Annotated in this window: 12 protein-coding genes and 1 pseudogene; 7 read left to right on the forward strand and 6 right to left on the reverse strand. The window is 75.5% G+C overall.

The window, feature by feature from the left end:
• Positions 1-28 precede the first annotated feature (28 nt).
• Positions 29-964, forward strand: a complete 936-nt coding sequence (locus tag OG559_RS21790) for a carbohydrate kinase (RefSeq protein ID WP_405106428.1) — start codon at positions 29-31, stop codon at positions 962-964.
• An 88-nt stretch (positions 965-1,052) separates the two neighbouring features.
• On the opposite strand, the gene OG559_RS21795 is transcribed toward OG559_RS21790, so the two are convergent.
• Positions 1,053-2,285 (reverse strand): multidrug effflux MFS transporter, encoded by a 1,233-nt coding sequence (locus tag OG559_RS21795; RefSeq protein ID WP_405106430.1) that lies wholly within the window; start codon positions 2,283-2,285, stop codon positions 1,053-1,055.
• Positions 2,286-2,461: 176 nt separating this feature from the next.
• Between OG559_RS21795 and OG559_RS21800 the strand changes: the two genes are divergently transcribed.
• Positions 2,462-2,908: a MarR family winged helix-turn-helix transcriptional regulator gene (locus tag OG559_RS21800; protein ID WP_405106432.1), complete on the forward strand. Its 447-nt coding sequence runs from the start codon at positions 2,462-2,464 to the stop codon at positions 2,906-2,908.
• 10 nt (positions 2,909-2,918) lie between these two features.
• On the opposite strand, the gene OG559_RS21805 is transcribed toward OG559_RS21800, so the two are convergent.
• Both OG559_RS21805 and OG559_RS21810 read right to left on the reverse strand, forming a co-directional pair.
• Positions 2,919-3,749 carry an MBL fold metallo-hydrolase gene (locus tag OG559_RS21805; RefSeq protein ID WP_405106434.1) on the reverse strand — a complete coding sequence of 277 codons (831 nt, stop codon included), beginning with the start codon at positions 3,747-3,749 and terminating at the stop codon, positions 2,919-2,921.
• Between the two features lie 92 nt (positions 3,750-3,841).
• Positions 3,842-4,231: pseudogene (locus OG559_RS21810) on the reverse strand (thioesterase family protein); the annotation flags it as partial.
• Between the two features lie 60 nt (positions 4,232-4,291).
• Here OG559_RS21810 and OG559_RS21815 point away from each other — a divergent pair.
• Positions 4,292-5,371, forward strand: a complete 1,080-nt coding sequence (locus OG559_RS21815) for a phosphatase PAP2 family protein (protein WP_405106436.1) — start codon at positions 4,292-4,294, stop codon at positions 5,369-5,371.
• A gap of 79 nt (positions 5,372-5,450) precedes the next feature.
• Here OG559_RS21815 and OG559_RS21820 read toward each other — a convergent pair whose 3' ends face one another.
• From OG559_RS21820 to OG559_RS21830, 3 genes are all read right to left on the reverse strand, one after another.
• The gene (locus tag OG559_RS21820; protein WP_405116863.1) at positions 5,451-6,833 is read right to left on the reverse strand and encodes a PH domain-containing protein; all 1,383 of its coding nucleotides are present in this window, start codon (positions 6,831-6,833) and stop codon (positions 5,451-5,453) included.
• A gap of 104 nt (positions 6,834-6,937) precedes the next feature.
• Complete coding sequence (locus OG559_RS21825; RefSeq protein WP_396674647.1) at positions 6,938-7,519, reverse strand: PH domain-containing protein; 582 nt, start codon at positions 7,517-7,519, stop codon at positions 6,938-6,940.
• Between the two features lie 22 nt (positions 7,520-7,541).
• Positions 7,542-7,772 (reverse strand): hypothetical protein, encoded by a 231-nt coding sequence (locus OG559_RS21830; RefSeq protein ID WP_405106438.1) that lies wholly within the window; start codon positions 7,770-7,772, stop codon positions 7,542-7,544.
• Positions 7,773-8,010: 238 nt separating this feature from the next.
• Between OG559_RS21830 and OG559_RS21835 the strand changes: the two genes are divergently transcribed.
• The 4 genes from OG559_RS21835 (at position 8,011) to fabG (ending at position 12,355) form a co-directional block, all read left to right on the forward strand.
• Positions 8,011-9,126, forward strand: coding sequence for an AAA family ATPase (locus OG559_RS21835; RefSeq protein ID WP_405106440.1), 1,116 nt, complete (start codon positions 8,011-8,013; stop codon positions 9,124-9,126).
• Positions 9,105-10,127 carry a DUF58 domain-containing protein gene (locus tag OG559_RS21840; RefSeq protein ID WP_405106442.1) on the forward strand — a complete coding sequence of 341 codons (1,023 nt, stop codon included), beginning with the start codon at positions 9,105-9,107 and terminating at the stop codon, positions 10,125-10,127. Before OG559_RS21835 ends, OG559_RS21840 begins: the two co-directional genes overlap by 22 nt.
• Positions 10,124-11,074: a VWA domain-containing protein gene (locus OG559_RS21845; RefSeq protein ID WP_405106444.1), complete on the forward strand. Its 951-nt coding sequence runs from the start codon at positions 10,124-10,126 to the stop codon at positions 11,072-11,074. The genes OG559_RS21840 and OG559_RS21845 overlap by 4 nt, the downstream gene beginning before the upstream one ends.
• Positions 11,075-11,650: 576 nt before the next feature.
• Entirely contained in the window at positions 11,651-12,355 is a 705-nt protein-coding gene (gene fabG, locus OG559_RS21850) for a 3-oxoacyl-ACP reductase FabG (protein ID WP_405106446.1), read from the forward strand.
• Positions 12,356-12,392 lie beyond the last annotated feature (37 nt).

Here is a 12,392-nt window from a genome sequence, read left to right on the forward strand (position 1 = left end):
GGCGCGCGGTGTGGACGGAGGGACCGGAATGGGATACGCGGTGGTGCTCGGCGAGGCACTGGTCGACCTGCTCGACACCGAGTGCGCCGGCGAGCCGGTCTACCGGCAGGCCGTCGGCGGCGGGCCGCTGAACGTGGCGGTCGCCGTCGCCCGGCTCGGCGGTGCGGTGCAGTTCGTCGGGTCGCTCGGCGACGACGTCCTGGCCGGGCGGATCCGTGACTTCCTGACCGGGGCGGGCGTCGGCCTGGCCGGGGTGGCCACCGTCCCCGTCCCGACCACGCTGGCGGTGGCCACCTTCGCCGGTCCCGAGCCTGACTTCCGGTTCTACGGCGAGCCGCCCTCCTACGGCCTGCTCGGTCCCGACGACCTCGACACCGACCTGGTCGCGGGCGCCGACGTCGTCTACTGCGGGTCGATCGTGCTGCTCCAGCCGTCGGTGCTGGCTGCCGCGCGCCGGGCCTGGGGGATCGCCCCCGGGCTGCGGGTCTTCGACCCGAACGTGCGGCCCCGGCTGCTCGACGGGCCGGCCGCGCTGGCCGGGCTGCGCGAGACGGTGGCCGAGTTCGCCGCCTCCGCCCACCTGGTCAAGCTGAGTACCGCCGACGCCGAGCTGCTCTACCCCGGCGAGCCGGTCGAGGGGGTCGCGGCGTACCTGCGCGAACTGGGGGCTGCGACCGTGGTGGTCACCCTCGGCCCGGCCGGCGCGGTGGTCGCCGCCGCGGGCGCCGATCCGGTACGCGTGCCCGCGCCCAGGGTGCGCGCGGTGGACGCCACCGGCGCCGGCGACTCGGTGATGGGGGCGCTCGTCGCCGACCTGCTTCTCGACGGCGAGCCGGCCGACCCGGCCGACTGGCACCGGCGGGTCGCGTTCGCGCTGCGGGTCGCCAGCCTGGTCTGCGAGTCCCGGGGCGGCGCGGTGGCCATGCCCAGCCGCGCCGAGGTGCTACGCCGCTTCGCCGGCTGACCCCGGCCGGCTCCGGCCCGACCCCGGCTGCCTCCGCCCGACCCCGCTGCCTCCGCCGACCTCCGCTGCCTTCGCCGACCCTGGCTGCCTACGGCCGACCGGACCGGGCCAGGGTGAGCACGGCGGCCAGGGAGAGCGCGGCGGCGGCGGCCAGTACCGCCGCCATCGGCACGGCGCTGCCCTCGCCGCCCAGCCCGACGAGCGGCGCGGCCAGCGCGCCGATCACCGACTGGAGCGCCCCCAGCAGCGCGGCGGCCGTACCGGCGTGGCTGGCGTGCCGGTCCAGCGCCAGCGCCGTGCTGTTGGGCATCACCATGCCGATCGTGCCGACGAAGACGAACAACGCCACGGCGAGCGGCCACAGGCTGCCGGCCACCGCGCCGGTCAGCACGCCCACGGCGGCCACGGCACCGACCAGCAGGGTGGCGACCAGCAGGACGCGTGGGCTGAACCGGTCGAGCAGCCGGGCGTTGGCCTGCCCGGCGGCGACCAGGGCGAGCGCGTTGAGGCCGAAGATCAGGCTGAACGTGCCGCTGGAGACACCGAACACGTCCTGGAAGACGAACGGCGAGCCGGAGATGTACGCGAACAGGGCGGCGAAGGCCAGCCCCTGGGTCAGCACGTACCCGAGGTAGACCCGGTCGGTCAGCAGCGACCCCATGGTCCGGGCGGTGCCGGTCACGCCCCTGGTGCTGCGCCGCTCGACGGGAAGCGTCTCGGGCAGCCGCCAGGCCGCCGCGGCGGCGAGCAGCAGGCCGATCACCGCGAGGGTGACGAAGACCGCCCGCCAGGACCCGAACCGCAGCACCAGGCTGCCGACGCCGGGCGCGGCCACCGGGGCCACCCCGAAGATCAGGGTGAGCCGGGAGAAGTACTTCGCGGCGGCCCGGCCGGCGTACAGGTCGCGGACGATCGCCCGGGCCACCACCACGCCCGTCCCGCCGGCGAAGCCCTGCATGAAGCGGGCCGCGGCGAGCGTGCCGGCGTTCGGGGCGACCGCGCAGACCAGGGCCAGCAGCGCGTACCCGACGAGGCCGACGAGCACCGGCCGGCGGCGGCCCCAACGGTCGCTGAGCGGGCCGGTGACGAGCTGGCCGAGGGCCATGCCGATCAGGCAGGTGGTGAGCGAGAGCTGGATCTGGGCCTGGCTGGCACCCAACTCGTCGGCCATGGCCGGGAACGCCGGCAGGTACATGTCCAGCGAGAGGGGGCCGACGGCGGTGAGCGCCCCGAGCAGCACCAGCAGCCCGATCCCGGTGCCCCGGTCGGCGGCCCCGGTCCCGGCCCCCGGGGCGGCTGCCCCGGCGCGCTGGGGCGGCACCCCGGGTCCCGCGGTCCGCCCGCCGGGTGCCGGGACGCCGGAGCCCCGCCGCCCGGTGACCGGCGTCGGACTGCCGGTCGACTGCACCACACGCGCCACGAGGCCCCCAGAAGAAGTCGGATCCGGGTAACCTTAGCTCTGTATCCAGAGATGTTGCGCTGTGAAGTAGGTGACTCGTGTCCACCGACGAGACCCCCGCGCGGCTCGGCGCCGCCGTGGCGGAGCTGCACCGGCTGCTGCGCCGATCGACCGTCCGGCGGGCCAACCGGCCGGCGCTGCCGGAGGCGCAGGTGGAGTTGCTGTTGGTGGTCCGCGCCCACCCGGACATCAGCGTCAAGGAGACGGCCCGGCGGCTGGGCACCGCGCCGAACACGGTGAGCACCCTGGTCGGCGACCTGGCCGGCGCCGGGCTGCTGCACCGCGAGCGCGACCCGGGCGACCGGCGGCTGGTCCTGCTGCGCCTCACCGACGCCGCGCGGCAGTGGATGGCCGACTACGAGCGGCACCGGGCCGAGCTGCTCGCCGACGCCCTCGCCGCCCTCGACCCGGCCGCCCGCCGGGCCCTGGCGGAGGCCCTGCCCCACCTGCCCCGCCTGGCCGCCCTCATCACCCCCGCCGGCTGACCCGGTCGGGTCAGCCGGCGCCGTCGAGTTCGGCGTAGCCCCGGCGGGCCGCGAGCAGGGCGGCGCGGGCACCGAAGGGGGCCTCGGCGGCCACCCGCTCCGGCGGGGCGCCCCCGGTGTGGCCGGCCCGGATCAGCCGGGCCAGCTCGACCAGTTCGCCGTGCTGGGCCCGGACGAACTCCGGGTCGACCAGCTCGCCGTGCCCCGGCACGACGACCGTGCCCGGGGTGGTCAGCCGCAGCAGCTCGGCCACCGCGTCCGGCCACCGCAAGGGGTACGACTCCTCGAACGCCGGCGGCCCGCCCTGTTCGACGAGGTCCCCGGCGACCAGCACGTCCGCGTCCGGCACGTGCACCATCAGGTCGGCGTCGGTGTGCCCGTGCCCCGGATGGCGCAGCAGCACCCGCCGGCCCCCGATGTCCAGCACCGTCTCCCGGCGCACGACATGCGTCGGGGCCAGCAGCGCCGTGCCGGTCAGCTCGGCGGCCAGCCCCGGCCGCTCACCGCGCATCTCCTCGTACGCCGCCCGGCGCAGCTCGTCGGGGCGCTCGCGCAGAGCCGCAGCGGCGACCTCGTGCGCGTACACCGGGCGGGCCGGGTCGGCGGCGAGCGTGGCGTTGCCGAAACAGTGGTCGAAGTGGTGGTGGGTGTTCACCACCGTCCATGGGTGCGGGGTGACCGCGCGGGCTGCGGCGGCCAGCTCGGTGGCCTGCCCGGCGGTGGAGAGGGTGTCCACCACCAGCGCCGCGCCGTCGCCGACGACCAGCGTGACGTTGACGTCGAGCAGCGGCTCCCGCAGCACGTGCACCCCGTCGGCGACCTCGACGAACCGCAGCGTCACGGCCCGGCCGCCGCCGCACGGTCACCGGGGCGACCGCCGGCCGGCGCGTCGGCGGGCCCCCCGCCTGCCGGAGAGCCGGGCCGAGTCCCGCCGGCCCGCTCGACGAAGCGCTGCCGGTCGACCAGCACCCGGTCCACCAGCCCCCGGGCGACCGTCTCCGCGCCGTCGGTGACGCTCACCTCGAACCGCAGCCGTCGCCCGTCCACCGTGGCGAGCCGGGCGTGCGCCGCCACCGTGCGGCCGACCGGGGTGGGTGCCAGGTGGTCCAGCTCGACCCGGAGCCCGACCGTGGTCCGGCCCGGCGGCATGCCGTCGGCGGTGGCCGCGACCGTGGCCGCCTCGACCAGGGCGAGCACCCGGGGGGTGCCCAGCACCGGCACGTCGCCGGAGCCGAGGGCCCGCGCGGTGTCGGCGTCGGTCACGGTCAGCTCGACCCGGGCCGACAGGCCCGGCGCGAAGGATTGCTCCGACTGCTCCTGCATGCGCCCACCCTAGGTGGTCGCCGTCGGCGGGTCGCGGTGCCGCCGTTAACCTGGACGGCGATGGCCGTTGTGACTGACCCACAGACCCCCGCCCCCGCCGGACCGCCCGCCCCGCCCGACGGCGGTCGTCGCCGCCGGGTGATCGCCATGTCGATCTGGGCCGTCGCCTTCGTGGCCGGCTGGCTCGGCATCGGCCTGCCCACCGACCCGGCGTACGCGTTCCTCTGGATCTGGGCGGCCGCCGTCGCCTGGAACTCGCACCGCCCGTGGCGCACCCACCTGCTGTTCGCCCGGGACTGGGTGCCGGTGGTGCTGCTCCTCGCGGCCTACAACCTGTCCCGGGGGTTCGCCGACAACGGCGCCACCCCGCACGCGATGGAGTTGATCGTCGCCGACCGGTTCATGTTCGGCTGGGCGACCGGCGGCGAGGTGCCGACCGTCTGGTTGCAGGAGCACTTCTACCGGCCCGAGGTGCGCTGGTGGGACGTGCTCGCCAGCTGGGTCTACTTCTCCCACTTCGTGGTGACCCTCGCCGCCGCCGCGGTGCTCTGGATGCGGAACCGGCGCCGGTGGGCCGCCTTCATGCGGCGCTTCGGGTTCCTCTGCGCGGCCGGGCTGGTCACGTACTTCCTCTACCCGGCCGCCCCGCCCTGGTGGGCGGCGCAGAACGGCCTGCTCACCGAGGTGGCCCGGATCTCCACCCGGGGTTGGAAGGCGTTCGGCATGCACGGCGCGGGCAACCTGCTCAACGCCGGGCAGATCGCCTCCAACCCGGTGGCCGCGATGCCGTCGCTGCACACCGCGTGGGCACTGTTCGTGGTGCTGTTCTTCCTGGGGGCGACCCGCCGCCGGTGGTGGCCGCTGCTACTGGCGTACCCGTTGGCGATGACCTTCACCCTGGTCTACTCCGGCGAGCACTACGTCATCGACGTGCTGGTCGGCTGGGCGTACGTGGGGATGACCTTCCTCGTGGTCGGCCTGGCCGAGCGCTGGTGGGCGGCCCGTCGGTCGCGCCGGGCACCGGTCGCGCCGGAGCCGGCCGACGGGGGGCCGGGTGGTCCGGAGCCGGCCGACGGGGGGCCCGAGCCGGTCGGTCCCGCCGCCGCCGGCGATCCGCCGGCGGTCCCGGCCGCGCGCTGAGGACTCTGCGCGGGCTGCCGCCGCGACCGTCGTCGCGACCGTCGTCGCGGCCGATGTCCCGGCCGCGCGGTGGGCCGGCTCAGCCGGGGTTGCGGGCGGCGTGCGCCCGCGCGGTCAGCTCCGCCGCCAGCCACCACGCCTCGGCGAGGTCGCGGTCGAGGGCGGCGGCGCCCGCGCCGCCCGCGGTGTCCGCGTGCACGGTCGCCAGCCGTAGCCGCCGCTGCGCCGGGCCCTGGGTCACCCGCACGCTCTGGATCCGCGCGTACGGCACGACGGTGAGCTGCCGGGTGATCAGCCCGGACCGGGCGGCGAAGACCCGTTCGTCGAGCCCGGCGCCGACGGCCCGGCGGCTCAGCGGGCGCAGCCACCGGGCCCGGGCCGGCGGGAGGCTCGTCGCCAGCCCGCTCAGCCGCACCCCCGGCAGCACCTCCGTCACGATCCGTTCCCCGGTGTGCGCGTCGCCCACCGGCAGCAGCCGGTCGGGCCGGTTGCGGTCGTCCGGTTCGCCGGCCGCGTAACCGGCCACCTCCAGCCGCAGCCGAAGCCAGCCCTTGGCGCGCCAGAGCAGTGGCCAGGTGACCCCGACAGTCTGTACCCGGCTCAGCGGCACGGTCTGCGCCCGGGTCTCCAGCAGACCGTTGCGGATCCGCAGGGTGCCCTCGTCCCGGGCCAGCCGGAAGTTCCAGTCGTCGAGGACGCGGCGTACCGGTTGCAGCAGCACGCCGGCCATCGCGGTGAGCGTGCTCGCCACCGCGATGAACGACCAGGAGTCCTCGGAGAGGAACTGTGCCACGACGAAGGCCACGCCGAGGGGGAGCAGGAGCGCCTGCGGGGTGAGTAGCTGGCTGACCAGCAGGTCCCGGTTCGACACGTCGTGCAGCGCCCGCCCCGGCGGGACCGGCGAGGCCGCGTGCTCCACCCCCGGTCCGTCCGTCGCCGTGGTCGCCGGCTGGGGGCCGGGGGTGGCCCCGGTACCGGCGAGCGCGAGCAGCCGCTGCCGCAGGGCGGCGGCCTCGGCCACCCCCAGGTACGCCAGCGGCGCCTCGGTCTTTCCGCCGCCGACCACCTCCAGCCGCAGCTCGGCCAGGCCGGTGAGCTGGGCGAGCAGCGGGCGGACCACCTCGACGGCCTGGAGGCGCTCCAGCGGGATGGCCCGGGTACGCCGCCAGAGCAGGCCCTCGTACACCCGCAGCTCGCGGCCGACCACGTGATAGCCGGTGTTGTACCAACTGACCACCGCGAGCACGGTCGCGCCGAGGGCCAGCACGGCCACCATCGCCGCGAACCAGCCGAAGCCGACCCGGGACAGGGTCGACCAGGACAGCCCGGCGATGACCACGACCAGCGACTTGGCCCCGTGCAGCGCGGGACTCAGCGGGTGCAACCGCTGCCGGGGCTCCCCGCCCCCGGCCCGCTGGTCAGGGAGCTGCTGCCCCGGCCCGCCGGGCGGGGCGACGGCCACCTCGGGCCCGTACGGGGGGCCGGCGGGCGGCACGGCGGGCGCGGGGGTCGGGAACTGCGGGGGGTGGGGGGCGCCGGCGGGGTCGGTGTTGTGCTGGCCCTGGTTCACAGGCCCTCCGCGCGGTCCTCGCCGAGCGCGGTGAGCCGGTCGCGCAGCCGGGACGCCTCCGCCGGGCGCAGCCCCGGCACCCGGGCGTCGCTGGCCGCGGCGGCGGTGTGCAGCTGCACCGTGGCCAGGTCGAAGGCTCGCTCCAGTGGGCCGGCGCTGACGTCGACGAACTGCATTCGCGAGTACGGCACGATGGACAGCCGGCGGACCAGCAGCCCGTGTCGCACCAGCAGGTCGTTCTCGCGCTCGGCGTACCCCCAGGCGTGCACCGCGCGCACGATGGTGACGACCCGCCACGCGCCGGCCAGCACGACCGCGCCGAGCGCGGCGCCGAACAGCCAGTGCCCGCTCAACGCCCAACCGACGGCGAGACCCAGCAGCAGCACCCCGAGCAGCGCCGCCAGCCGCAGCAGCTCCACCCAGATCAGGTCGCCGGACACCGGTTGCCACCGCACGGTGTCCGGCCACGGCTCCAGCGGGCCCGGCGGAAACGGCGCCGACCAGGCCGGGGCCGGCGGTGGCGCGGGGTGCGGGCCGGGTGGGACGGCCGGTGGGCCGCCGACGGGGTCGCCGGTCACCGGGAGGGTCCGCTCTGCGCGTTCACCAGTCGAGCGTAGGCGATCCGGCGAGCGGCGTGACCTCCCGAAGGAAGCCGCGTGCGTCGAGGAAGTCGCCGAGTGAGGACCGGTGGTCGGCGCAGGCGAGCCAGGTCTTGCGCCGGTCGGCGGTGTGCAGGCGGGGATTGTTCCAGCGCAGCGCCCACTCGGCGGGCGCGCGACAGCCTCGGGCCGAGCAGATCGGTGCCGCGTCGGTGGGGAGGGGGAGGCTCATCCGGGCCAGTCTAGGCGCGCGGTGAGAAGGCTGAGCGCCGGGCGGCCACGGGGGGAGCCGCCCGGCGACGGGGTGAATGGTACACACGCCGGACCCCTTGGTGTAAACCCGTGACCGGCGATTCGGGACGGTGGGACGGCGTGGCGGAAAACGGCTTCTCCCCGCCTCGGCACTCAGCCGGGCATGCGAGTCTTGACACGCACCACGCCGCGACAATCGATCATGCTGTGGAGGACCGGTGGCCCAGCCGACCACGCCCGACACCCCGACGCCGAACGGCAGCGCGCCGGACATCCCCCCGACGTCGGCGCCGCCGACGACCACCCCCGCCCAGGACGCGACGCTGCTGGAGCGCGCGCTGTTCGAGATCAAGCGGGTGATCGTCGGCCAGGACCGGATGGTCGAGCGGATGTTCGTGGCGCTGCTCGCCCGGGGGCACTGCCTGCTGGAGGGGGTGCCCGGGGTGGCGAAGACCCTCGCCGTGGAGACCCTCGCCAAGGTGGTCGGCGGATCCTTCGCCCGGGTGCAGTTCACCCCGGACCTGGTCCCCGCCGACATCATGGGCACCCGGATCTACCGGCAGTCCAGCGAGAAGTTCGACGTCGAGCTGGGCCCGGTCTTCGTCAACTTCCTGCTCGCCGACGAGATCAACCGGGCCCCGGCAAAGGTGCAGTCGGCCCTGCTGGAGGTGATGGGCGAGCGGCAGGTGTCCATCGGCGGCCAGACCCACCGGGTGCCGGACCCGTTCCTCGTGATGGCCACCCAGAACCCGATCGAGCAGGAGGGCGTCTACCCGCTTCCGGAGGCGCAGCGGGACCGCTTCCTGATGAAGATCGTCGTCGGGTATCCGACCGACGCCGAGGAGCGGGAGATCGTGTACCGGATGGGGGTGACCCCGCCGCAGTCGACGCGGGTCTTCGACACCGAGGACCTGATCGCCCTGCAGCGCAAGGCCGACCAGGTCTTCGTGCACAACGCGCTGGTCGACTACGCGGTTCGGCTGGTGCTGGCCACCCGCGCCCCCGCCGAGCACGGCATGCCCGACGTCGCGCAACTGATCCAGTACGGTGCCAGCCCGCGCGCCTCGCTCGGACTGGTCCGGGCCGCCCGGGCGCTGGCGCTGCTGCGTGGCCGGGACTACGCCCTCCCGCAGGATGTGCAGGACATCGCGCCGGACATCCTGCGTCACCGGCTGGTGCTCAGCTACGACGCGCTCGCCGACGACGTGCCGGCCGACCACGTGGTGCACCGGGTGATGTCGACCATCCCGCTGCCGTCGGTGGCCCCGCGCCAGCAGGCCACCCCGAACGGCCCGCCGCCGGCCGCCGCCGGGTGGCCCGGGCAGCGGCCGTGACCTCACCCACCCCCACCCCCAGCGGGGGTACGCGGTGGTCGCCCTCACCCGCCGCCCCCCGCAGCGACGCGCTGCTGCTCCGGCTCCAGCTGATGGTCACCCGCAAGCTCGACGGCCTGCTCCAGGGCGACTACGCCGGACTGCTGCCCGGCCCGGGCAGCGAGGCGGGGGAGTCGCGCGAGTACCGCCCGGGCGACGACGTACGCCGGATGGACTGGCCGGTGACCGCGCGCACGACGACGCCGCACGTGCGGCGCACGGTCGCCGACCGGGAGCTGGAGACGTGGCTCGCGGTGGACCTGTCCGCGAGCCTGGACTTCGGCACCGGCCAATGGCTGAAGCGGGACGTGGTGGTGGCCGCCGCCGCCGCGCTGACCCACCTGACCGTGCGCGGCGGCAACCGGATCGGGGCGGTGGTCGGCAGCGGCGCAGCTCCGGCAGCCCCGGCCGGACGCCGCCGGGGCACGCCGCCGCCCGGCCCCGGCCGGCTGGTCCGGCTGCCCGCCCGGTCCGGGCGGAAGGAGGCGCAGGGGCTGCTGCGGGCGATCGCCGGCACCGAGATCCGGCCCGGGCGCAGCGACCTGGGCGCGCTGGTCGACATGCTGAACCGGCCGCCCCGCCGGCGGGGGGTCGCGGTGGTCATCTCCGACTTCCTCGCGCCGCCGCCGCAGTGGGCGCGGCCGATGCGTAAGCTGCGGGTCCGGCACGACGTGCTGGCGATCGAGGTGGTCGACCCGCGCGAGCTGGAGCTGCCCGACGTGGGGGTGCTGCCGGTGGTCGACCCGGAGACCGGGGAGCTGCACGAGGTGCAGACCGCCGACCCGCGGCTGCGCCGCCGGTACGCCGAGGCCGCCGCCGCCCAGCGCGCGGAGATCTCCGCCCAGCTCCGCGCCGCCGGAGCGGCCCACCTGCGACTGCGGACCGACACCGACTGGCTGCTCGACATGGTGCGCTTCGTCGCCGCTCAGCGGCACGCCCGCACCCGGGGGACGACACGATGATCCGTTTTCTGCAACCGTGGTGGCTGCTGGCCGTGCTGCCGGTGCTCGCCCTCGCCGCGCTGTACGTGTGGCGGCAGCTGCACCGCCGGGCGTACGCGATGCGGTTCACCAACGTGGACCTGCTGCGCACCCTGGCACCGAAGGGGCTGGGCTGGCGGCGGCACGTGCCGGCGGTGGCGTTCCTGCTCTGCCTGCTGGTGCTGTCCACCGCCCTGGCCCGGCCGGCGATCGACACCAGGGAGCCGCTGGAGCGGGCCACCGTCATGCTGGCCATCGACGTCTCGCTGTCCATGCAGGCCGACGACGTGCCGCCGAACCGGCTGGAGGCCGCCCAGGAGGCGGCCAAGCAGTTCGTCGGCGAACTGCCGGAGAGCTACAACCTCGGCCTGGTCTCGTTCGCCAAGTCGGCGAACGTGCTGGTGCCGCCCGGCAAGGATCGGGGCGCGGTGACCAGCGCGATCGACGGGCTGGTGCTGGCCGAGGCGACGGCGACCGGCGAGGCGGTGTTCACCTGCCTGGAGGCGATCCGGTCGGTGCCGGCCGACGGCGCGGCGGGCATCCCGCCGGCCCGGATCGTGCTGCTCTCCGACGGCTTCCGCACCTCCGGGCGGTCGGTGGAGGAGGCCGCCGCCGCCGCCCAGGCGGCCAACGTGCCGGTCTCCACCATCGCCTTCGGCACCGACGCCGGCCAGGTCGACATCGGCGGGCAGCTCCAGCGGGTGCCGGTGGACCGACTGGCGCTGGCCGACCTGGCGGAGACCACCGACGGGTACTTCTACGAGGCGGCCTCGGTCAGCGAACTCAAGCAGGTCTACCAGGACATGGGCAGCTCGATCGGGTTCCGCACCGAGCCCCGCGAGATCACCCAGTGGTACGCCGGGATCGCGTTGCTGCTGGCCCTCTGCGCGGGCGCCACGAGTCTCCTGTGGTCCTCCCGCCTGATCTGACCGACCCCGGCCCGCGTCGACCCGTGGAGGTCGGCGTGGGGCGGGCGGTCAGTGGCCGGCGGAGGTGAGGACGAAGACGACGGCCACCCAGACGGCGGCGAGGGTGAAGCCCAGCGGGGCGACGTAACGGCTCATGGGAAGGCTCCGGTGGCGGCTCGACGGTCCGCGCTGTCGCGGGACCGCAGGGGTAGGCAGGACGCGCACACGAAGTCGTGACCGGGGGCTCCCGGCGCCGTCCTCATCGGACGACGCGGCGCGGCCCCCCTCGCCGGTGGGCGGGGGCGGGCGGCGGGGAGCGGAGCTGGGTCAGCTCACCTGCTGAGTCGTGGCTCAGCGGGGCTGACGATCGGCCCGGCCACGACTGGGAGGATCGCTATCTCGCACAGCGATCACCTCCTGCGGTCGGCCTGGTCCGGAACGCTGATGATCGTACACCCGGGCGCCCGCCCGCCCGCACCCGCCCGGCGGTCCCCGAGCGGTGCCAGGGGCGGGCGACGCGCCCCGCCGTTAGCGCTTACCTGTCGGTAACGCCTAGGCTCCCCACCGACGTGGATCAGCGGAGCAGAGGGGGGACCCGTGGCCCGAACCGTGCTGGTGACCGGCGGCAACCGGGGGATCGGCCTGGCCATCGCGCAGGCCTTCGCCAAGCAGGGCGACCGGGTGGCGGTGACGCACCGTAGTGGCGACGCACCCGAGGGGCTGTTCGGGGTGCGGTGCGACGTGACCGACTCCGCCTCCGTCGACGCGGCCTTCGGCACCATCGAGGCCGAGCTGGGCCCGGTCGAGGTGCTGGTGGCCAACGCCGGCATCACCGACGACACCCTGATCATGCGGATGTCGGAGGAGCAGTTCACCCGGGTGGTGGACACCAACCTCACCGGCGCGTTCCGCTGCGCCAAGCGGGCCTCGACGAAGATGCTCCGGGCCAGGTGGGGTCGGATGATCTTCATCTCCTCGGTCGTCGGCCTGTACGGCGGCCCCGGTCAGGTCAACTACGCGGCGAGCAAAGCCGGCATGGTCGGCGTGGCCCGCTCGATCACCCGGGAGCTGGGCGGACGCAACATCACCGCCAACGTCGTCGCACCCGGCTTCATCGACACCGACATGACCGCCGCGCTGCCCGAGGACCGCCGGGCCGAGTACCTCAAGTCCATCCCCGCCGGCCGGTTCGCCACCCCCGACGAGGTCGCCGCGGTGGTCGCCTGGCTGGCCTCGGACGCCGCCGGCTACATCTCCGGCGCCGTGATCCCGGTCGACGGCGGCCTGGGCATGGGCCACTGACGCTGCTCATCGCACCGACTCAACGGAGGAACCCCGA

It is taken from the genome of Micromonospora sp. NBC_01405, from assembly GCF_045040155.1.
GTDB lineage: Bacteria > Actinomycetota > Actinomycetes > Mycobacteriales > Micromonosporaceae > Micromonospora.

Excerpts from the sequence above, each read along its gene's own strand:
- OG559_RS21790 (WP_405106428.1), top strand. The coding sequence starts at position 29 with ATGGGATACGCGGTGGTGCTCGGCGAGGCACTGGTCGACCTGCTCGAC.
- OG559_RS21815 (WP_405106436.1), top strand. The coding sequence starts at position 4,292 with ATGGCCGTTGTGACTGACCCACAGACCCCCGCCCCCGCCGGACCGCCC.
- OG559_RS21830 (WP_405106438.1), bottom strand. The coding sequence starts at position 7,772 with ATGAGCCTCCCCCTCCCCACCGACGCGGCACCGATCTGCTCGGCCCGA.
- OG559_RS21845 (WP_405106444.1), top strand. The coding sequence starts at position 10,124 with ATGATCCGTTTTCTGCAACCGTGGTGGCTGCTGGCCGTGCTGCCGGTG.